This window comes from Halalkalibacter oceani, from assembly GCF_023715605.1.
In the GTDB taxonomy this organism is placed as follows: Bacteria; Bacillota; Bacilli; order Bacillales; family Bacillaceae_D; genus Halalkalibacter; species Halalkalibacter oceani.
In genome coordinates this window covers 1-20494 of record NZ_JAMBOL010000043.1, presented here as the reverse complement: position 1 = coordinate 20494, position 20494 = coordinate 1, and the positions used below count along the sequence as shown (strand labels likewise).

Sequence of the window (20494 nt, the reverse complement as noted above, 5' to 3'; positions counted from 1 at the left end):
TCCCCCTGTGAGAGTAGGACGTTGCCGGGCGATAAAGTACAATCCAAATGGATTGTGCTTTTTTTATTGCACAAAGGATAACGCACAAGGCGCGAAGAGCACTCGTTCGGAAGAACGAGCGGCTTCTGTGAAAAAGCCGATGGGTACTGCGTGAGTAAACAACGAAGCAAAGCAACCTGTCCCCCTGTGAGACGAGCGGTTTGTCTTCGTAAGACTTCATGAAAAAGGGGCCCGAGGAAAGCGACAAGAGCATCATCCCCGTAGAAGACAAATGGCGAGCCAGGACGTTGCCGGGCGATAAAGTACAATCCAAATGGATTGTGCTTTTTTTATTGCACAAAGGATAACGCACAAGGCGCGAAGAGCACTCGTTCGGAAGAACGAGCAGCTTCTATGAAAAGCCGATGGGTACTGCGTGAGAAAACAACAGCCTTTGTGAGGTAGTTTGTCTGGAAGAAAGAGAGTAGGGCCGCAATTATCGGAGAAGTAGTAAACAAATTTCATAAGCGGCATTGGAATAAGCCAAGTGCCGCTCATTTTTTTTGAAGAAAGTTTGAAATTAAGGTTGGGAGTTTCTTTTCTGCAACTGTAAGGTAATAAACGATGAATGGGTAATCCGTGCCGCTAAATGTATGGATTAATTCGCCCCACCATTCTGTCTCATATCTGGAGATCATACTCAGGTTATAGAGGAGCAAATAGTGGATGGCTGGTTCTGGCAATTTACATGGTGTCTTATCATGGCGCTTCTTCAGGATATAAATATCACCAGCCTGGTCGATGAGCCAAGGCGACACATCTAAAGAAGAAGGGGAATTGCGTAACGGAATATAAAGCAATTCCTCCTCTTCCTTAATTCTCAGATGAGAGTTGTAGCGACTGTGCGGGAATGTTTCGATATATTGCTCAAAGCGATTCGGCGTCATATGATAGGAATCCAGCAATTGAGCAGGGAAAATAAGAGAGGACCCGCTGAATGTCCCTTTATAGGAAAGATCATGTTTATATATTTTTAGAAACAAAGGATGGAGATCAGCGATGTGCTGGAGTAAGGTTCTCATTTGATACTTTTCAAAGCTATGTTTCATGTGAAACATTTTGTCTAATAAGTGCGAAAAAAGGCCGTTTTTTTGAATTTTAACCTCGTCGTCTAAAAAGCAGTAGGCGGCTTTTTTTCGTTTGCGGGTTGATACTCCATGAGCGAGGACATCACTATTTTGCGGATAGTCGGGATCTCTTGTTAAAATACAGGCTTTCAATAATTGAATAAAGCCATAAAAAAGCAAGAGCGGTTTAAGTTCTATCGGTGAAGTGTGTGCTTGCTTTATATAAAGCTCTCCCTGTTGAAGATGATAAATAAATGAATAGCAGGTATGATAGCTTTTCGCTTTTGCCTGCGGGATTTGGAGTGTTTCATATGCCTCTGTCAAATAGGTTCTGGTGAAGGCGGCGGAATAAAAAGGTAGAAAACGTTCGGCTAATGGTTTATCCATGTCAATCGCTCCAATTGTTCAGTAAATTCTAAAAAATACATTAATAATAGTATTCTTGACAGTAGTTTACCCAATTGATAAGCTACTAATAATATTTTGACGTACAAAATAAAGGATTGAGGGAGGATGGATCGTATGTGGGGAAATAAATTCCAAAAAGAGGGACTAACGTTTGATGATGTTCTTCTCGTACCAGCAAAGTCGGAAGTATTGCCTAGAGATGTTTCAATTAAGACAGCGTTAAGTGACAATTTGCAATTAAACATGCCCCTTATTAGCGCGGGGATGGATACTGTTACAGAAGCAGAAATGGCGATCGCAATGGCTAGAGAAGGCGGACTTGGTATTATCCATAAAAACATGTCGATTGAAAAGCAGGCGGAGCATGTAGATCGCGTTAAACGGTCGGAAAGTGGTGTTATTACCAATCCTTTCTACTTAACACCGGATCATCAAGTATTTGATGCGGAGCATTTGATGGGAAAGTACCGCATTTCTGGTGTGCCGATTGTTGATGAGCAACAAAAGCTTGTCGGAATTTTAACGAACCGTGACCTTCGTTTTATCGAAGATTATTCGATCAAGATCGATGAAGTGATGACGAAGCAGGATCTTGTGACTGCTCCTGTCGGTACGACGCTGCTTGACGCTGAAAAGATCCTGCAAAAGTATAAGATTGAAAAGCTGCCGCTTGTTGATGATTCAGGCGTGCTTAAAGGACTAATTACGATTAAAGACATTGAAAAAGTGATTGAATTCCCGAACTCGGCGAAAGACTCACAAGGACGCTTAGTCGTTGGCGCGGCGATAGGGGTGTCTGCCGATGCCGATAAGCGGATTGAGGCGTTAGTAGCAGCCGGCGTCGATGTGATTGTGATTGATACCGCTCACGGTCACTCAAAGGGTGTGTTAGACAAGGTTCGTGAAGTCCGTCAGTCCTACCCTGATTTAACGATTATTGCAGGGAATGTGGCGACGGCGGAAGGGACGCGTGATTTAATTGAAGCGGGAGCCGATGTCGTAAAAGTCGGAATCGGTCCTGGTTCGATCTGTACAACACGGGTTGTAGCGGGAATCGGCGTGCCGCAAATTACGGCAGTTTACGATTGTGCGACAGAGGCGGCCAAACATGGTGTGCCGATCATTGCTGACGGTGGTATTAAGTATTCCGGCGATATTGTTAAGGCTCTCGCAGCCGGAGGACATGCTGTAATGCTTGGAAGCCTGCTTGCCGGTGTTTCTGAAAGCCCAGGGGAGCGTGAAATTTACCAAGGTCGTCAATTTAAAGTATATCGTGGTATGGGCTCTCTCGGCGCAATGGAAAAGGGGAGTAAGGACCGCTACTTCCAGGAAGACGCACAAAAATTGGTTCCGGAAGGCATTGAAGGCAGAATTCCTTACAAAGGACCATTGCATGATACCATTCACCAGCTCCTCGGCGGACTTCGGGCCGGTATGGGATACTGCGGAACAAGAACGTTAGAGGATTTACGTGAAAATGGACAATTTATCCGGATAACAGCAGCAGGACTACGGGAAAGTCATCCACATGATGTTCAAATTACGAAGGAAGCGCCAAACTATTCCTTATAAGAGATTATGAAAAAATAGATAGAGGTCTTCTCTATCTATTTTTTTATGCTTTGGTGTGGTAAAATAACGTCTATGTGAAAAGGTGTGGAGGTGTAAGGGTGAAACAGCAAGTAAGAAAAAAATCACTTATCTTATTGCTGACAATGGCGTTGTTTTTTGCTTTTGTAGGAAATCAACATGCCGCGGCTTCTTTTGATTTAGAAGCTGAATCAGCGATTTTAGTCGACGCAGGTACAGGGAAAATTTTATTCCAGAAAAATATTGATCAAATTTTGCCAACGGCTAGTATGACGAAAATGATGAGTGAGTATCTCATTTTAGAAGCGATTAATAACGGAACCATTAGTTGGGAGCAAGAGGTGCCAATTAGTGATTTTGTCAGAAGTCTTTCCTTGTATATTGACTTGTCGAATGTTCCGCTTCGACAGGATGCAACGTATACGGTTAAACAGCTTTACGAATCAGTAGCGATTTATTCAGCGAATGCTTCGACAATCGCTTTGGCTGAGTTGATTGCGGGCTCTGAAACAGAGTTCGTTAAAATGATGAACGATAAAGCAGCGGAGTTAGGCCTTGAAGATTATCAATTTGTCAATTCCACTGGATTGAATAATAGTGATCTGCTCGGCAACCATCCGGACGGTACAGGGGAATCGGATGAAAATATGATGTCGGCGCGGGCAACGGCTAAACTGGCGTTTTCTTTGATTCGTGATTACCCTGAGGTGTTGGAGACGGCAAGTATTCCGACGAAAACATTTGAAGCGGGTCCTGACGAACAAATTGAAATGCGAAATTGGAACTGGATGCTTTCGGGGATTGAAGAACAGCATAATTACGAAGGTGTAGACGGGTTGAAAACCGGTTATACGGCAGCGGCTGGGAATGCATTTACAGGAACAGCTGAGAGAGATGGCATGCGGTTCATTTCTGTTGTGATGCGTACCGCTTCCCGTGATGCCCGTTTTGATGAGACAGAAAAGCTGTTTGATTATGGTTTTTCTAGCTTTACCCATATGGAAATGGTTGGAGACGGATATATTCCGGAAGGACAAGAGTTACTTCCTGTTCATGGAGGAAAAGAGAAGGAAGTTAGCATTGCCAGCGCGGCTCCTCTCTCAACCGTTGTGTTAAACGGGGAAGAAGAGCTATATTCGCCAGTGCTTGAACTTGATCAGAATCAGCTTAATGAGGATGGAGCGTTAGAGGCTCCGGTTGAGGCTGGACATCAAGTGGGAACGTTGGCGCTGCAGTACGATGGTGAGCAGGAAGAAGAGTTTTTATATGCGGATCAGCGAGAAGAAGTAGCGGTCGTAACAAGCGCGGCAGTTGAACGTGCAGGCTGGTTTACGATGAGCATGAGAGCGATCGGCGGCTTTTTCTCAGGCGTTTGGAATGGCGCTGCTGATATGGTGAAAGGCTGGTTCTAGCAGCTGGACGAGTCTCGTAAATAGTTTTCTGAAAACAATGCGAATATGTGTGATTTTAAGGTATACTATAAAAGATGGTAAACCCAACTTAGAGGAACGGTATAGGAGGAATTATACATGAGTCAAACAGGAACTGACAGAGTCAAACGGGGTATGGCAGAAATGCAAAAGGGTGGCGTCATTATGGACGTCGTTAACGCAGAACAAGCGAAGATTGCAGAACAAGCTGGAGCGGTAGCGGTAATGGCGCTTGAGCGTGTGCCGGCAGACATTCGCGCAGCCGGTGGTGTTGCCCGGATGGCTGATCCGACGATTGTAGAGGAAGTGTTGAATGCTGTATCGATTCCTGTTATGGCAAAAGCTCGCATCGGTCATATTGTCGAAGCGCGTGTACTTGAAGCAATGGGTGTTGACTACATTGATGAAAGTGAAGTGCTTACACCTGCGGATGAGGTTTTTCATCTTTATAAGCGTGATTTCACTGTACCATTCGTATGTGGAGCACGTGACTTAGGCGAAGCTTCGCGCCGGATCAGTGAGGGTGCTTCCATGATCCGGACGAAAGGTGAGCCGGGAACAGGAAACATTGTCGAGGCTGTTCGTCATATGCGGATGATTCAAGGACAAATCCGCAAGGTGACGCAAATGTCAACGGATGAGCTAATGACGGAAGCGAAGAACCTTGGCGCTTCACTTGAGCTGCTGCTTGAAATTAAAGAAACTGGTAAGCTACCGGTTGTTAACTTTGCAGCCGGCGGTGTGGCGACTCCTGCGGACGCAGCGCTAATGATGCAGCTTGGCGCTGACGGTGTATTTGTCGGTTCCGGTATCTTTAAGTCAGACAACCCTGAAAAGTTTGCCCGGGCGATTGTCGAGGCGACTACCCACTATGAGGATTATGCATTAATTGCTGAGCTTTCAAAGGGACTCGGAACAGCGATGAAGGGAATTGAGATTTCCTCTTTAAATCCGTCAGAACGCATGCAGGAGCGCGGCTGGTAAGCTGAAACGTGATGAAGAAAGGGCGTTAACATGCCATGGTGAAAATTGGAGTATTAGCATTACAGGGAGCTGTACGCGAGCACGTCAACTGTCTTGCAGCGCCTGAGACGGAAATCGTCGTCGTTAAGAAAGTCGAGCAGCTTGCAGATTTGGACGGCCTTGTGCTGCCCGGCGGAGAAAGCACGACGATGCGCCGGCTAATTGATCGATATGGTTTTTTTGAACCATTGAAGCAATTTGCCGAGGCAAATAAGCCGATATTTGGGACATGCGCCGGATTAATATTAATGGCAGAAGAGATTGTCGGCTATCCGGAAGGACATTTAGCTGTGATGAAGATGAAGGTGCAGCGTAATGCGTTCGGTCGTCAACGGGAAAGCTTTGAAACAGATTTGCATGTTACAGGCGTCGGGGAAGACATCCGCGCGGTTTTCATCCGTGCTCCGCTCATCGTTGAAGTCGGGACAGACGTCGAAGTGTTATCGAAGTACGGTGATGAAATCGTAGCGGCGCGGCAAGGGAATTTTCTTGCCTGCTCCTTCCATCCGGAACTTACTGATGACCACCGCTTTCATCAGTTTTTTGTGAAGATGGTCAAGGAAACGAAGCAATCTTTGAATAAATAAAGCGTTGAAAAGGACAAGTACATCCTGTGCTTTGCAACAGAGAGCCGATGGCAGGTGCGAATCGGACAAAGCCTGGATGGAAATCCCCCTTTGAGTGAAAAGCAGAAGCTTGAGCGAAGCTTTTCCGGCTAGCTGCCGTTATCAGTCTAAGTGGCAAGGGCGAATTCATTCGTCTTTGCAATTAGGGTGGCAACGCGGGCAAGCTCTCGTCCCTTCTTTCCAGGAAAAGAAGGGGCGAGAGCTTTTTTCACGATTAGAAGAAAGAGGCTGATCGGTTTTCTCATGTATCGGTGTCGCTTTTTTAGAGCAATTTTTGCTAAAATAGAAACGAGCTTAGATAGGAGGATTATGACATGTTGGACATAAAGAGATTGCGTAACGATTTAGCGTCAATTAAAGCAAGGCTGCAAACAAGAGGAGAAGATATCTCCGGTTTAGACAGATTTGCGGAATTAGATGAAAAAAGACGGGCCATCATCGTAGAAGTGGAAGAATTAAAGAGCCGCCGCAATCAAGTATCGCAGGAAGTGGCTCAGTTAAAGCGGGCGAAACAGGATGCCGATCATTTAATTAAGGAAACGAAGGAAGTATCGGAACGGATTAAAACGCTTGATGAAGCGCTTCGCAACGTAGAGGAGGAGCTGGAAGGCATTTTGCTGACGATTCCGAATGTGCCGCATGAAAGTGTACCGGTCGGCGCGTCGGAGGATGACAATGTCGAAATTCGAGCATGGGGCAAAGTCCGTTCGTTTGATTTTGAAGCAAAGCCTCATTGGGATCTTGCTTCTGCCCTCGATATTGTTGATTTTGAACGTGCGGCGAAAGTAACGGGGAGCCGATTTGTGTTTTATAAAGGGCTTGGAGCGAGACTTGAGCGCGCGCTGATCAATTTTATGATGGATCTTCATCAGGACAAGCATGGCTATACTGAAATTTTACCGCCTTATATGGTCAACCGGGCGAGCATGACCGGGACGGGACAGCTGCCGAAGTTTGAAGAGGATGCATTTAAAATCCGTGAGGAAGATTACTTTTTAATTCCAACAGCAGAAGTTCCGGTCACAAATCTGCATCGTGATGAAATTTTATCAGCGGAGCAATTGCCGCTTGCTTATACGGCATACAGCGCCAATTTCCGCTCTGAAGCGGGTTCTGCCGGCCGCGATACACGAGGCTTAATCCGGCAGCACCAGTTCAATAAAGTTGAGCTTGTGCGCTTTGTGAAGCCTGAGGATTCTTATGAGGCGCTTGAGCAAATTACCGGTCATGCAGAAAAGGTGTTGCAGCTGTTAGGGCTTCCTTATCGTGTGCTAAGTATGTGTACGGCTGATCTCGGCTTTACCGCAGCGAAAAAATTCGATATTGAAGTGTGGATTCCAAGCTACGGTTCTTACCGTGAAATTTCTTCATGCAGTAACTTCGAGGACTATCAGGCGAGACGGGCCAACATCAAATATCGTCCAGAGCCAAAGGCCAAGCCGGAATTCGTCCATACATTGAATGGGTCAGGCCTTGCAGTCGGCCGTACGGTCGCTGCGCTGCTGGAGAATTATCAGGAGGAAGACGGATCAATCGTCATTCCTGAGGTGCTGCGCCCTTATATGGGTGGCGTAGACAAAATCACCGTGCCGAACTAGTAGAAGGCAAAAAAAGGATTGTCCTAAAGCATGAAGCGCAGGGGACAATCCTTTTTAAGATAAGGGCTTTGGCAGAGCACGTTACTTGCTTTTAGCTCTCCGCAAATGATTGTAACGAGACGCCACAGGCGTCTTTTCTTATTTGGGCTGCATCTCGCCAGCCTCAATTTCTTTCATATAATGACAGGCGGCCAGGTGACCTTCCTTCATATAATCCTCGGCACGAAGTTCAGGTGTCTCCGTGCGGCACTTATCCGTTGCGAAAGGACAGCGTGTATGAAAGCGGCAGCCTTCCGGTGGGTTAATCGGAGACGGGACATCTCCTTTTAACAAAATCCGCTCGTTGTTTTTTTCAGGATCGGGAACAGGTATCGCTGATAGGAGCGCCTTCGTATAGGGATGCTGCGCGTTATCAAAGACGGATTTCTTGTCACCGATTTCGACGATTCGCCCGAGATACATCACGATGACGCGATCCGAAATATGACGAACAACCCCGAGATCATGCGAAATAAACAAATAAGTGAGCTGGAACTCGCGCTGGAGCTTCTTCAACAAATTAATGACCTGAGCCTGAATGGAAACGTCAAGCGCCGATACGGCCTCATCACAAATAATAAGCTTCGGATTGACGGATAAAGCACGGGCGATACCGATCCGTTGACGCTGTCCGCCACTGAACTCGTGCGGGAAGCGATCCGCTTGATGAGCACCTAATCCGACTGTTTCCATTAATTCGCGAATCCGTTCGGCCCGCTGCTCGCGCGGCACGACATTTTGAATCGCCATCGCTTCCTCCAACACTTGACGCACCGTTTGTCGCGGGTTAATCGACGCGTAAGGGTCTTGGAAAATGATCTGCAAGTCTTTCCGCTTTTTGCGCATATCCGCTTTGCTTAAGGAAAGCAGGTCCTCTCCATCGAATTGCACCTCACCTGAAGTAGGCTCATCAAGACGGAGAATCGCCCGTCCGGTTGTTGATTTTCCACAGCCTGATTCTCCGACGATGCTGACTGTCTCCCCTTCGTAAACGGTGAAGGAAACGCCGTCGACGGCTTTAACATGATTGACCGTCCGGCCAAGCCAGCCTCCTTTAATCGGAAAGTGCTGCTTTAATTCTTCTACCTTAAGTAGTTCTTTCTGCATGAATGTCCACCTCCGGATCGCCATCCCACTCGTCTGAGTAAATCCAACAGCGAATCTGATTTCCATTGTCGTCTTCCTCAAGCTGAGGAAGCTTATCGACGCATACTTTACTTGCATGAGGACAGCGCGGGGCAAAGCGACAGCCTTTCGGCAATTCCGTCGGATTAGGCACCGAGCCTTTAATGACAGACAGTTCCTCATCGCCGAGATCGATATCGTGACGAGGCAAGGAATTCAGCAGCCCGACTGTATAAGGGTGCCGCGGATTTTTAAATAAATCGTTTACGGTTGCGTATTCGATCACTTTCCCGCAGTACATTACGGCAACATAGTCACAAGTTTCCGCGACGACTCCGAGATCATGGGTAATCATAATGATTGACATGCCAAGACGTGTTTGCAAGTCTTTCATTAGCTCAAGAATCTGAGCCTGAATCGTTACATCGAGAGCGGTAGTCGGTTCATCGGCAATTAGCAGCTCAGGATTACAGGCAAGCGCCATCGCAATCATAACCCGCTGCCGCATTCCGCCGGACAGTTCATGCGGGTATTGATGGACGCGTTTTTCCGGAGCCGGAATCCCAACGAGCTTCAGCATCTCAATCGAGCGGGTAATTGCTTCTTTTTTGCCCGCCCCTTCATGAATTTTAAAAGCCTCACCGATTTGCTGGCCGATCGTATAAACCGGATTCAGCGAAGTCATCGGCTCCTGGAAAATCATCGAGATTTCATTGCCGCGAATTTTTCGCATCGCTGCTTCACTTTTTTCAACGAGATTCTCGCCTTTAAAGAGAACCTCGCCCCCGACAATTTTACCTGGGCTTTGAATTAAACGAAGAATCGAAAGAGACGTGATGCTTTTTCCTGATCCTGATTCTCCGACGATTCCAAGTGTTTTTCCTTTGGGAACTGAAAAGTTAACGCCATCCACTGCCTTGATCTCAAAGCCTTTTGTAAAAAAGGACGTGCGGAGATCGCGGACTTCGAGGATCGGCTTATCGTCATGAACATGAGCCGTCATGAAGCTTCCCACCTTCCTGGTAAATGATTAATCTAAATCAATCCGTTTATTTAAAAAGCGATAGGCAATATCGACAAGTAAGTTAACAAAAACAAACAACAATGAAAAGACAAGCACCGTCCCTTGAACGACAGGGAAATCACGGGCGCGAATCGCATCGATGATGAAACGTCCAAGGCCGTTGATCGCAAAAACCGTCTCGGTCAGTACCGCGCCTCCAAGCAATGTGCCGAACTGGATTCCGACAACTGTGACAACCGGAATAAGCGCATTTTTTAGCGCATGACGGTAAATAACGACGCGTTCTTTAACGCCTTTCGCCCGTGCGGTACGGATATAATCTTGGCCGATGACTTCAAGCATGCTCGACCGCGTCATTCTGGCAATAATCGCCGCACCGGCTGTTCCAAGTGTAATAACCGGAAGGACAACCTGCTGCCAGGAGCCCCAGCCCGACGAGGCAAACCAGCCGGTATGGAAGGAGAAGCCGAACAGCGAGACATCAAAGCCGCTGGCAAACCATTGAATCAGCATCAGGCCGAGCCAGAAGTTCGGCATTGAGAGACCAAACAAAGCGATAATCATAATAATGGCATCGGTCAGCGTATAATGCTTTGTTGCTGAGATAATCCCGGCAATCAGCCCGATAAAAACGCTCAGGATCGTACTGTAGACGGCGAGCTCGACCGTTACCCAAAAGCGGGCCCCAATTTCGGAGGTCACATCCCGGCCACTTCTGACAGAAGAGCCAAGGTCACCTTGAATGGCATTGCCGACATATTTGAAATATTGGACTACGACATGGTCATTTAAGCCGAGCCGTTCACGCATTTGCTCCACTTGAGCCGGAGAAGCACTTTCCCCTGCCATAATCTGTGCAGCATCACCAGGAATGAGGTGCATCAAACTGAACGTCAGAATCGTGACACCTATTAAAACGGGAATTGTTTGGATGATTCGTCGAACAATAAAAGTAAACAATGTTTTGCACCTCTTTTCTAGTTTTTCATCTTAGGATCAAGGGCATCTCTTAATCCGTCACCGAAAATATTAAATGCCAGCACGACAATCACGATCGCAATTCCGGGGAAAAATGCGACATGCGGTGCATCCCACATAAAATTCCGACCATCACTAAGCATTGCTCCCCATTCCGGAGTTGGCGGCTGTGCGCCCAATCCAAGGAAAGAAAGGCCACTCGCGGTCAAAATTGAGGTCGCAATGCTTAATGTAGCTTGGACAATAAGGGGAGAGGTGACATTTGGCAGGATATGTCTAAAAATAATCCGCACGTCGCTCGCACCGAGCGCTTTGACAGCATCAATGTATTCCAGTTTCCGGACGGCAAGCGTTGACCCGCGGACAATCCGGGCAAAGACAGGAATGGAAAAAATCCCGACAGCGATAATAACATTGTTTAAGCTTGGTCCGAGCACACTGACGATTGCCAGCGCTAACAGAATGCCGGGGAAAGCCAGTAATACATCCATACAGCGCATAATAAACGCATCAACGCGCTTTCCGTAATAACCGGAGGTAATACCAAGCAAAACACCGATAACCGCTCCGATCAAGACGGAAACGACGCCGACGTAAAGGGTAAGTGACATCCCATGAATAATTCTTGTGAAAATATCTCTTCCGTGATGGTCAGTCCCGAACCAATGATCGGCGGAAGGAGAAGCAAGCTTATTTGCATAATCAGGAGTATTGGGCTGATAAGGGGTAAGAAAGGGCCCGATGATCGCCACTAATAGAAAAAACAAAATTAAAAGTCCACCAACCATAGCCGCTTTATTTTTTCGAAGCTTAGTAAAAAAGTTTTTCCAACTCTCAATACGAGGGTTAGGAGGCGGACTTGTGACCTGCGACTGATTTATTGTCTGTTCGCTCATTTTTTTCATCCTTTCTCAAAATGCTTTAAATTTTAACACAATTTAAATGCTTTCTCGAAGTTTGATTATACCGAGCTTGGCCGAATATTACAATGTAAAATAATTCTTTTAATATAATTAGGAATATTCGAGTGTTCAAATTATTTGGAAAAATAAAATTGTGAGAAAAGTCCTTCAATCCTTATTGCTGTGATGTTAAAACGCGTTACCGTGTGAAAACCTTAAAAAATTTCTTGTTTTTTTGTAAAAGTTACGTTATATTGATATTGCTTTTAATTGATTTTTTCAAAAAAAGGACACAGGAGGTAATAATCGGTGAAAATATCAAAAAATTCACTTTTTGCAATGATACTGGGACTTGTGCTGGCTTTTACGCTGGCGGCATGTGCGAGTGAACCTGATGAAGGAGCGCAGACACCGGATGAAGACGGGGCTAGCGAAGAAGCGGGGGAAGGAACTGGTGAAGGCGGCGAACTGGTTATCGCCAATTTGTCTGATGCTGTAGCGATTGATCCGCACGGCTCAAACGACACACCATCCAGTAATGTTGCTTATAATATTTATGAATCGTTAGTAAAGCAGGATGAAAATATGGAATTGCAGCCTGGTCTTGCTGAAAGCTGGGAAGCAATTGATGATACAACATGGGAATTCAAGCTTCGTGAAGGGGTAACCTTCCATGACGGATCAGAATTTAACGCTGATGTTGTGAAAGCGAATATTGAACGTATTCTTGATCCGGAAGTGGCTTCTCCACGTTCTTTCTTGTATGACATGATTACAGAAGTTAATGTGATTGATCCATATACGGTACAATTTGTAACCGAGTATCCATTTGCTCCACTTCCGGCTCACCTTGCGCATAACGGTGGCGGAATGATTTCTGGTGAATTAATCGCTGCGGATTATGAAGCGATGGAAGCAGGAGAAGAGCCAGGAAGCGTGATCAGCGCAGGTCCAATTGGGACAGGCTTCTTCAAGTTTGACAGCTGGAATCCGGGAACGGAAATCCGTCTTGTGCGTAATGATGATTATTGGGGAGAGCCGGCGAAGCTTGACTCAGTTGTGTTCAAGGTAGTACCGGAAGATTTAACGCGTATTAGTGAGCTTGAAACGGGTGCTTCACATGTATCCGAGCCATTAAGTCCGGCCGACGTTCAACGAATTGAAAGTACAGACGGACTTCATGTGAACCGTCAGCCAAGTGTCGCCTTAACGTATATTGGCTTCAACGCTGAGAAAGAACCATTTGATAATAAGCTTGTCCGTCAAGCGATTTCAATGGCGATTGATAAGGATTCGATCATTGAGAATATTTATGATGGCGCAGGGGTACCGGCGATCGGACCGATTGCACCGGACGTATTTGGCTATGATGAAAATGCAACTGGCTTAGAATACAATCCTGAAAGAGCGAAGGAATTATTGGCGGAAGCTGGTTATCCGGATGGCTTCTCCACAACGCTTTGGACAAACGATGATCGTGAGCGGATGGATATCGCAACATTTACGCAAGCGGCATTAGCGGAAATCGGCGTTCATGCAGAGATTCAAGTTGTCGAATGGGGAGCGTATCTTGACCAGACAGCGAACGGTGACCATGATATGTTTATCCTTGGTTGGACAACTGTAACGGGTGATGGGGACTACGGTATGTATCCATTGTTCCATTCGTCTAACTTCGGTGAGCCGGGGAACCGGACGTTCCTCAGCAACCCTGAGCTGGATGATTTGTTGGAGCAAGCCCGTCAAAATCCAGATCCTGATGAGCGTTTAGAGCTTTACAGCCAGATTCAGGAGATTTTGGTCGATGAGGCACCAATGCTTTATATTCACCATCAGGAATACTTGCTAGGTGTAAGTGATAAGGTTAAAAATCTATGGCAGGATCCAACGCGGATTATCCGTCTTCAGGATGTCGTGTTAGAGCAGTAAGCTTATAATAGAAGAAAAGAGTATGAAGCATACTTGAAATGAGGCGGCGGTCTGTTTGACACGAAAGAAAGAGGCTGCCCGCTTTCGCCGCTTTCGGGAGGCTGGGATAAAAGGTTGTTTTTCCTTTTGCCTGGCCTCTATATTTTTTCTAAAAAATACCTTGCAATTCATTTATCGATTTGATATATTATTCCTTGTCAGCAAGTTCAAGTGGAGGAATACCCAAGTCCGGCTGAAGGGATCGGTCTTGAAAACCGACAGGCGGGTTAAACCGCGCGGGGGTTCGAATCCCTCTTCCTCCGCCATATTGAAAAAGTCACACTACCAGAGAAACGGTAGTGTTTTTTGTTTAAGACGTGAAAGTACGAAGAAGCAGAGATAGGTGCAAGCTCCGTTCATTCTATGTTTTTTGAGAGTGCTCTTAAGAGAGGGAAAAGGAGACGAGCTATGGATAAAGATCAAAAGTGGATGACGCGTGCGCTGGAAGAGGCCGATAAGGCAGCGGCGCTTGGGGAAGTGCCGATTGGCGCCGTTGTTGTTCGGGGAGATGAGTTGATTGCGGCCGCGCATAATCGGCGGGAATGTGATCGGCAGGCGCTCGCCCATGCCGAGCTGCTTGCGATAGAGGAAGCCTGTAAAAAGCTTGGCAGCTGGCGGCTGCTCGATTGTACATTATATGTCACACTGGAGCCTTGTCCGATGTGCGCCGGGGCGATCGTGCAGTCGCGGATTGAAAAAGTCGTCTACGGGGCGTCGGATCCAAAAGCCGGTTGTGCGGGAACATTGATGAATTTGCTTGATGAGCCGCGTTTTAACCATACGGCCGCTGTTGTATCAGGCTGTATGGAGAACGAATGTGCTGAGAGGCTGCGGTTCTTTTTTCGTCAATTGAGAGCGCGCAAGAAAAGCGACAATACGGAGTAAAATGGTCTTCCTCCTTCTTCCTGTTGCTTTTTTGTACAAAAACCTCTATACTAAAACATGCGTCGATAAAGACGCCTAACTACGTTAATCAATTTGCCGTGCTAGGTGGGGAGGTAGCGGTGCCCTGTACTCGCAATCCGCTATAGCGAGACTGAACTCCTTCTCGAGGTTCTGTCACCGTGGGGTCTGACCTAAGTAAGTGGTGTTGACGCTTGGGTTCCACGCAACGGAAACCCATGAACCCTGTCAGGTCCGGAAGGAAGCAGCAGTAAGTGGACCCTTTCGTGTGCCGTGGAGTCGCCTGAGCCGAGCTAACTGCTTAGGTAACGCCCGGGGTGGCATTATCAACGGAAGGTGCACGGTATTCATTTTATGAAAAAGGGGTTGTTCCTAAAGCTTTAGGAACAACCCCTTTTAAGCTATTGAGTGAGGGGCTTCGGGCTGGCGGAGACGACGGGAACCAGTTGAAAACTTCCGGATGTTCTTCGGTTGCAAGCCTTTGAAAATGGAGCTATTAAAGCTATAATGGAGAAAGACGCACGGAAGGAGGAGCAGGAGAGTGGGCTATCAAGCATTGTATCGTGTGTGGAGACCGCAGCTGTTAAAGGATGTGGTTGGCCAGGAGCATATAACAAGAACATTGCAAAATGCTTTGTTGCAGGAAAAACTTTCCCACGCCTACCTTTTTTCGGGGCCGCGGGGAACGGGAAAAACGAGTGCGGCCAAAATTATTGCCAAGGCAATAAATTGTCAAAAAGCTCCTGTTGCCGAGCCTTGTAATGAATGCCCGGCATGTATCGGCATTACAAATGGCTCGATTGTTGATGTGATGGAAATTGATGCGGCTTCCAATAATGGGGTTGATGAAATTCGCGATATTCGTGATAAGGTGAAGTTCGCTCCGAATGAAGTGCGCTATAAGGTGTATATCATTGATGAAGTACATATGTTGTCGACAGGGGCGTTCAACGCTTTATTAAAAACGTTGGAGGAACCGCCGAGTCATGTTTTATTTATACTGGCGACGACTGAACCGCATAAAATCCCGCTTACGATCATTTCGAGATGCCAGCGCTTCGATTTTAAGCGGATTACAAGCCAGGCGATTGTCGGGCGTTTAGCTCATATTCTTGAGCATGACGGAGTCTCTTTTGAAGAGGATGCGCTATTGATGATTGCCCGCGCCGCAGAAGGCGGGATGCGTGACGCTTTAAGTCTGCTTGATCAGGCGATCTCTTTCGCCGATGAATCGTTGACGCTTGCCGATGTGCTTGCTGTTACCGGCGCCGTCTCGCAACATGCTTTGCAGATCATCGTTAAAGCGATTCACGAGGGAGAGACGGTCAAAGTATTAGAAGAGCTTGATCAATTGCTTCAGGATGGAAAAGATCCATTGAGGCTGATTGAGGATACTGTCTATTATTTCCGTGATATGCTGCTCTATAAGCATGCTCCTCAGGCAGAAGAGCTGCTAGAGCGCGCCAAGCCTGATGAGATGTTCAGGCAGCTTGCGGCTGAAGTGAATGAGGAATGGCTGTATCGAGCAATAGATTCTTTAAATAAAAGCCAGCTGGAAATGAAAGGCTCTGCTCATCCAAAGATTTTTCTTGAGCTCGCTTTGATGAAGCTCGTGAATCAAAAAGTGCCCAGACAGCCGGCTCAAGCGACAACCGCTGCGGTTGCTTCAGATGAAGTGGAGCAGCTGAAAGGAAAAATTCAGACGCTTGAAAGGGCGTTTGAACAGTTGAAGCAAACCGGCAGCGCTGAACAAGGTAAAGAGCAAACAGCCGCGCCGGCAGCAAGGCGTCCGAAAAAAGTTCCGGCGCAGGCCAGAATGTCGACAGCGAAGGTGAAGGAAACGATCAAGGCTGCCGATAAGAGAAGCTTGCAGCAGGTGACGGCGAGCTGGGGTGATGTGATGGAGCGGATTAAATCGCAAAGCGTTCCGGCGCACGCCTGGTTGATGGATAGCAAACCGGTAGCCGCCTCCGCAAGTACAATCGTTCTGGCGTTCCAAAATGAAATGCATCGTGATATGATGGATACGAAGTTTCGCCCTGTGCTGGAGCAAATTTTACAAGAGGCGCTTCAAGGACAAACATCCTTTGTGACGATTCTCCATCATCATTGGGAGCAGGTGAAGCAGGAGTTCGTCGATGAGCAAAAAAGCGGCGATGAAGAAGAAAATGATACACTGATTGAAGAAGCGATCAAGCTGGTAGGAGAAGAACTAATCGAAATTGTAGATGGATAAGTGAAAAGGAGGAAGTTTACAATGAAAAATATGGGTAATATGATGAAACAAATGCAAAAGATGCAAAAGCAAATGCTGAAGGCGCAGGAGGAATTAAAGGAGAAAACCGTTGAAGCGACAGCCGGAGGCGGAATGGTGACGGTCGTAGCGAGCGGTGACAAGCGCATTCTTGATGTGAACATTTCCGAAGATGTCGTTGATCCTGACGATGTTGAAATGCTCCAGGATTTAGTGCTTGCGGCGACAAATGAAGCGTTGAAGAAGGTTGACGAGCTGATTGAGCAAGATATGGGCAAGTTTACTAAAGGAATGAATATGCCTGGAATGTTCTAGGAGGGGAAAAGGTGCAATATCCTGAACCGATTGCGAAATTAATAGAAGGATTTATGAAGTTGCCAGGTATCGGGCCTAAGACGGCGAGCCGCCTGGCTTTTTTTGTACTAGATATGAAGGAAGATGATGTGCTGGACTTCGCGAAAGCATTGGTGAACGCCAAGCGGAATCTAACCTATTGCTCCGTCTGTCACAATATTACCGATACGGACCCTTGCCGGATCTGTGAAGATAAGCACCGCGATGAAACGACGATTTGCGTCCTGCAGGAAGCAAAGGACGTGATCGCGATGGAAAAGATGAAGGAATACCGGGGGAAATACCATGTTCTGCACGGAGCGATCTCGCCGATGGATGGAATTGGCCCGGAAGATATTAAAATCCCTGAGCTGTTAAAGCGGCTTCAGGATGATACGATTCAGGAAGTAATTATTGCGACGAACCCGACAATTGAAGGGGAAGCGACGGCGATGTATATTTCAAGGCTCGTGAAGCCGACTGGAATCAAAGTTACGAGAATTGCCCACGGCCTTCCGGTTGGCGGCGATTTAGAATATGCCGATGAGGTCACTTTGTCCCGGGCAATAGAAGGTCGCAGAGAGCTGTAAGGTGGGGAAAAAATGTTTTTTTCGAAAAAACAACGATTGCGAGCGCAGGAGGATGAACGTTTAATCCAGCTAATAGAAGAACATAAACGCAGCCTCGACAGCCAGCAGCAATTAATCAGGCGCAGTGTGGAGCCGAGTGAAGATGTGCTGCAAAGAAAAAAGATAACAGATTCCTTATATTCATTTTTGTTGAGGGAAGCAAGAGCGCGACACGCGACAAAAGATAACCGTATCAAGTAGAACGAGACCGTTTGCGCGGTCTTTTTTCATTCCTTCTGGCATAGGTTGTCTATAGGAGGTTGTGCGAACAACTTTTAAGACAAGCCAGGGAGTGGTCGTATGGATTCGGTTGTGCTTCTTTCTTTATTGGGAGGGTTGATTCTTCTTTTGTTAGTTGTCGGTGCGCCGATGAAGCCGCTGCGTTTTGTAGGGAATGTCTTCGTTAAATTTATCATTGGAGCGCTGATGCTGTTTTTTGTCAATGCGTTTGGCTCCTTTTTTGATTTTCATATCCCGATTAATGGCGTAACGGCGGCAGTCTCGGGAATTCTCGGCCTTCCGGGAGTGGTTTTGCTGATCGTAGTGAAGCAATTTATTATTTGAATGCAGTAGGAAAGAGAATGGACAGAAGTCGAAGGTGAGAGGGAAAAACATGGCGATTCCGCTCATTGCTTAGTGGCTCGGTCAAAAGGTGAAAAAAACAACCTTTTGACCGAGCCGCTTTTTTTCTTCGTGTCATAATGAATAGAAAGAATTTAGGCAGGGGCAAACTTTTTCCTGGCGCTTATTCGTCTATGTTATAGAAAGACCGTTAGCTAACGAGAATGAAACAAGGGGAGGGAGAGGGATTGAACAGAAAAGCTGGGCACAGCAAGGCGATCGCTGAGTTTGCTATGCAAAATAAAGAAAATGTTTACCGGCTTGCCTACAGTTATGTGCAAAATTCCGAAGACGCGCTGGATGTCGTTCAGGATTCCATTCAAAAAGCACTTGCCACAAATAACTTGAAAGACAGCGGGGCGTTAAAAAGCTGGTTTTACCGGATTGTTGTCAATACGTCATTGGATTTTCTCCGGCGAAGAAAGAAAGTGAAGGTCGTGGATGATCACACGCTTCAACGGCATTCCGCCGGGCGTGAAGATCATTATAAAGATTTTGACCTGTATGAAGCTTTAAATAAGCTGTCCCCTGATTATCGCACTGTCATTGTTTTGCGATTTTTGGAGGATTTGAAAATTGAGGAAGTGGCCGAAGTGCTCGATCTGAACGTGAATACGGTAAAAACACGAATCTATCGCGCGCTGAAAATTCTTCGAATACAGTTGGAGAACATTGAGGGGGTAAATCAAAATGGATGATAGAATGAAACGATGGAAAAAAGAATATAACAATATCGCGATTCCCTCTGAGTTGGATCATGTTGTTGAAAAAGCTTTGCGAACATCCCCTGCTCAACGCCCGCGCCCGCGCGCCCGCTGGCTCGCGGCAACAGCTGCCGCCTTTTTTATTTTCGCGGCTGGCTTAAACATAAGTCCTGCATTTGCAAAGGCATTAACTGACGTGCCGTTTATCGGGAAGGTGGTAGAAGTATTAACTTTTAAAGAGTATCACATTGAAGAAGGCGGCTATCAGGCAGATATTAAAGTGCCTGAAATAAATAATCTGGCGGACCCGTCATTGGCAGAGACGTTAAATCAGCAATATGTAAAAGAGGGGCAGGCTCTTTATGAGGCATTTATGGCTGAGATGGAACGAGCCCAGGCTTTTGGGGAGGATGGGTTGTTAAAAGTAGACAGCGGTTATGAAGTAAAAACGGAAACCGAACAAATTTTATCTCTCGGCCGTTACGTGGAGGAAACGGTAGGCTCCTCAATGACGACCATTCAATACGATACAATTGACAAGAAGAATCAAGTCATCGTGACCTTGCCAAGTCTTTTTAAAGATAACAGCTATATTGATACAATTAGTGAAAATATTAAAAGCCAGATGACGCAGCAAATGAATGAAGACTCTTCCATATCCTACTTTGTTGAATCAGCGGATGATCCGACTGGTACTGAAGGGTTCAGCACGATTGCCGCCGAGCAAAGTTTTTATATTAATGAAGAGAATAAGCTTGTCATCTCTTTTAACGAGTATGAAGTGGCTCCCGGCTATATGGGGGTGGTCGAGTTTGTCATTCCGACTGATGTTTTGCAGGATTGTTTAGTGAGCAATGAGTATGTGAAGTGATTAATCAGAAAGGTCATTTGCGTTCTTTATGGTAGAGGACCGTTTAACGACAAGAGAGCAGAGGCCGAGCAATGACTTAACCGACAGGCGGTCCGTTTAAGTCATTGCTTTTCTAGTAAAGGATTTTAAAACAATTTTAAAAAACAGTTGCATTTATCTTTTGAAATATGTTATATTATTTCTTGTCGCCAATGACGGATGAAACTTAATTAAAAAAGTATTGACGAGCGAGTCAGTATTTGATATGATAATTAAGTCGCCATAAACGACAACGAGTTCTTTGAAAACTGAACAAAAGCCAAGCGAAAAAGGTGACGAATGTCACCACAAAAAAGTCAGCGGAGCCTGCACAGGATGCAGGG

19 protein-coding genes, 1 tRNA gene, 1 other RNA gene and 1 other annotated feature are annotated in these 20494 nt (G+C 46.4%); of the genes, 16 read left to right on the top strand and 5 right to left on the bottom strand.

Going from position 1 to position 20494, the window contains the following annotated elements; genetic code table 11:
• Positions 1-533: 533 nt before the first annotated feature.
• On the bottom strand, positions 534-1493 hold the full coding sequence (locus M3202_RS21220) for a YaaC family protein (RefSeq protein WP_251225214.1): 960 nt from the start codon (positions 1491-1493) through the stop codon (positions 534-536).
• Between the two features lie 135 nt (positions 1494-1628).
• Here M3202_RS21220 and guaB point away from each other — a divergent pair, with 135 nt between their 5' ends.
• From guaB to serS, 5 genes are all read left to right on the top strand, one after another.
• Complete coding sequence (guaB, locus tag M3202_RS21215) at positions 1629-3086, top strand: IMP dehydrogenase (RefSeq protein WP_251225213.1); 1458 nt, start codon at positions 1629-1631, stop codon at positions 3084-3086.
• 98 nt (positions 3087-3184) lie between these two features.
• The gene (locus tag M3202_RS21210) at positions 3185-4516 is read left to right on the top strand and encodes a D-alanyl-D-alanine carboxypeptidase family protein (RefSeq protein ID WP_349775642.1); all 1332 of its coding nucleotides are present in this window, start codon (positions 3185-3187) and stop codon (positions 4514-4516) included.
• A gap of 117 nt (positions 4517-4633) precedes the next feature.
• The gene (gene pdxS / locus M3202_RS21205; RefSeq protein WP_251225212.1) at positions 4634-5518 is read left to right on the top strand and encodes a pyridoxal 5'-phosphate synthase lyase subunit PdxS; all 885 of its coding nucleotides are present in this window, start codon (positions 4634-4636) and stop codon (positions 5516-5518) included.
• Positions 5519-5553: 35 nt separating this feature from the next.
• Positions 5554-6144: a pyridoxal 5'-phosphate synthase glutaminase subunit PdxT gene (gene pdxT / locus M3202_RS21200; RefSeq protein ID WP_251225211.1), complete on the top strand. Its 591-nt coding sequence runs from the start codon at positions 5554-5556 to the stop codon at positions 6142-6144.
• Positions 6140-6361: a binding site (T-box leader), on the top strand. Its footprint overlaps the gene before it by 5 nt.
• 136 nt (positions 6362-6497) lie before the next feature.
• Complete coding sequence (serS, locus tag M3202_RS21195; RefSeq protein ID WP_251225210.1) at positions 6498-7781, top strand: serine--tRNA ligase; 1284 nt, start codon at positions 6498-6500, stop codon at positions 7779-7781.
• A gap of 138 nt (positions 7782-7919) precedes the next feature.
• Here serS and M3202_RS21190 read toward each other — a convergent pair whose 3' ends face one another.
• The 4 genes from M3202_RS21190 to M3202_RS21175 are packed head-to-tail and all read right to left on the bottom strand — an operon-like array spanning position 7920 to position 11843.
• Positions 7920-8927, bottom strand: a complete 1008-nt coding sequence (locus tag M3202_RS21190; protein WP_251225209.1) for an ABC transporter ATP-binding protein — start codon at positions 8925-8927, stop codon at positions 7920-7922.
• Complete coding sequence (locus M3202_RS21185; RefSeq protein ID WP_251225208.1) at positions 8908-9948, bottom strand: ABC transporter ATP-binding protein; 1041 nt, start codon at positions 9946-9948, stop codon at positions 8908-8910. Before M3202_RS21185 ends, M3202_RS21190 begins: the two co-directional genes overlap by 20 nt.
• A gap of 27 nt (positions 9949-9975) precedes the next feature.
• Positions 9976-10929: an ABC transporter permease gene (locus M3202_RS21180; protein ID WP_251225207.1), complete on the bottom strand. Its 954-nt coding sequence runs from the start codon at positions 10927-10929 to the stop codon at positions 9976-9978.
• A gap of 17 nt (positions 10930-10946) precedes the next feature.
• The gene (locus M3202_RS21175) at positions 10947-11843 is read right to left on the bottom strand and encodes an ABC transporter permease (RefSeq protein WP_251225206.1); all 897 of its coding nucleotides are present in this window, start codon (positions 11841-11843) and stop codon (positions 10947-10949) included.
• A gap of 315 nt (positions 11844-12158) precedes the next feature.
• On the opposite strand from M3202_RS21175, the gene M3202_RS21170 reads away from it, so the two are divergent.
• The 11 genes from M3202_RS21170 (at position 12159) to rsiV (ending at position 20132) form a co-directional block, all read left to right on the top strand.
• Positions 12159-13778, top strand: a complete 1620-nt coding sequence (locus tag M3202_RS21170) for a glutathione ABC transporter substrate-binding protein (protein ID WP_251225205.1) — start codon at positions 12159-12161, stop codon at positions 13776-13778.
• A 212-nt stretch (positions 13779-13990) separates the two neighbouring features.
• Positions 13991-14083: transfer RNA gene (locus M3202_RS21165), tRNA-Ser, on the top strand.
• Positions 14084-14225: 142 nt separating this feature from the next.
• Positions 14226-14702, top strand: coding sequence for a tRNA adenosine(34) deaminase TadA (gene tadA, locus M3202_RS21160; RefSeq protein ID WP_251225204.1), 477 nt, complete (start codon positions 14226-14228; stop codon positions 14700-14702).
• Positions 14703-14798: 96 nt separating this feature from the next.
• Positions 14799-15064: signal recognition particle sRNA large type (gene ffs, locus M3202_RS21155), an RNA gene on the top strand.
• Positions 15065-15261: 197 nt separating this feature from the next.
• The gene (dnaX, locus tag M3202_RS21150) at positions 15262-16956 is read left to right on the top strand and encodes a DNA polymerase III subunit gamma/tau (protein ID WP_251225203.1); all 1695 of its coding nucleotides are present in this window, start codon (positions 15262-15264) and stop codon (positions 16954-16956) included.
• A 21-nt stretch (positions 16957-16977) separates the two neighbouring features.
• A complete protein-coding gene (locus M3202_RS21145) occupies positions 16978-17289 on the top strand; it encodes a YbaB/EbfC family nucleoid-associated protein (protein WP_251195894.1) in 312 nt (103 codons plus the stop codon).
• An 11-nt stretch (positions 17290-17300) separates the two neighbouring features.
• Positions 17301-17897 carry a recombination mediator RecR gene (gene recR / locus M3202_RS21140; protein WP_251195895.1) on the top strand — a complete coding sequence of 199 codons (597 nt, stop codon included), beginning with the start codon at positions 17301-17303 and terminating at the stop codon, positions 17895-17897.
• 12 nt (positions 17898-17909) lie between these two features.
• Positions 17910-18137 carry a YaaL family protein gene (locus M3202_RS21135; protein WP_251225202.1) on the top strand — a complete coding sequence of 76 codons (228 nt, stop codon included), beginning with the start codon at positions 17910-17912 and terminating at the stop codon, positions 18135-18137.
• Between the two features lie 99 nt (positions 18138-18236).
• Positions 18237-18500, top strand: coding sequence for a pro-sigmaK processing inhibitor BofA family protein (locus M3202_RS21130; RefSeq protein WP_251225201.1), 264 nt, complete (start codon positions 18237-18239; stop codon positions 18498-18500).
• A gap of 245 nt (positions 18501-18745) precedes the next feature.
• Positions 18746-19255: an RNA polymerase sigma factor SigV gene (gene sigV / locus M3202_RS21125; protein WP_285890643.1), complete on the top strand. Its 510-nt coding sequence runs from the start codon at positions 18746-18748 to the stop codon at positions 19253-19255.
• A complete protein-coding gene (gene rsiV / locus M3202_RS21120; RefSeq protein WP_251225200.1) occupies positions 19248-20132 on the top strand; it encodes an anti-sigma-V factor RsiV in 885 nt (294 codons plus the stop codon). The genes sigV and rsiV overlap by 8 nt, the downstream gene beginning before the upstream one ends.
• Positions 20133-20494 lie beyond the last annotated feature (362 nt).

Excerpts from the sequence above, each read along its gene's own strand:
- M3202_RS21220 (WP_251225214.1), bottom strand. The coding sequence starts at position 1,493 with ATGGATAAACCATTAGCCGAACGTTTTCTACCTTTTTATTCCGCCGCC.
- guaB (WP_251225213.1), top strand. The coding sequence starts at position 1,629 with ATGTGGGGAAATAAATTCCAAAAAGAGGGACTAACGTTTGATGATGTT.
- pdxS (WP_251225212.1), top strand. The coding sequence starts at position 4,634 with ATGAGTCAAACAGGAACTGACAGAGTCAAACGGGGTATGGCAGAAATG.
- pdxT (WP_251225211.1), top strand. The coding sequence starts at position 5,554 with ATGGTGAAAATTGGAGTATTAGCATTACAGGGAGCTGTACGCGAGCAC.
- serS (WP_251225210.1), top strand. The coding sequence starts at position 6,498 with ATGTTGGACATAAAGAGATTGCGTAACGATTTAGCGTCAATTAAAGCA.
- M3202_RS21190 (WP_251225209.1), bottom strand. The coding sequence starts at position 8,927 with ATGCAGAAAGAACTACTTAAGGTAGAAGAATTAAAGCAGCACTTTCCG.
- M3202_RS21185 (WP_251225208.1), bottom strand. The coding sequence starts at position 9,948 with ATGACGGCTCATGTTCATGACGATAAGCCGATCCTCGAAGTCCGCGAT.
- M3202_RS21175 (WP_251225206.1), bottom strand. The coding sequence starts at position 11,843 with ATGAGCGAACAGACAATAAATCAGTCGCAGGTCACAAGTCCGCCTCCT.
- tadA (WP_251225204.1), top strand. The coding sequence starts at position 14,226 with ATGGATAAAGATCAAAAGTGGATGACGCGTGCGCTGGAAGAGGCCGAT.
- M3202_RS21145 (WP_251195894.1), top strand. The coding sequence starts at position 16,978 with ATGAAAAATATGGGTAATATGATGAAACAAATGCAAAAGATGCAAAAG.
- M3202_RS21135 (WP_251225202.1), top strand. The coding sequence starts at position 17,910 with ATGTTTTTTTCGAAAAAACAACGATTGCGAGCGCAGGAGGATGAACGT.
- M3202_RS21130 (WP_251225201.1), top strand. The coding sequence starts at position 18,237 with ATGGATTCGGTTGTGCTTCTTTCTTTATTGGGAGGGTTGATTCTTCTT.
- rsiV (WP_251225200.1), top strand. The coding sequence starts at position 19,248 with ATGGATGATAGAATGAAACGATGGAAAAAAGAATATAACAATATCGCG.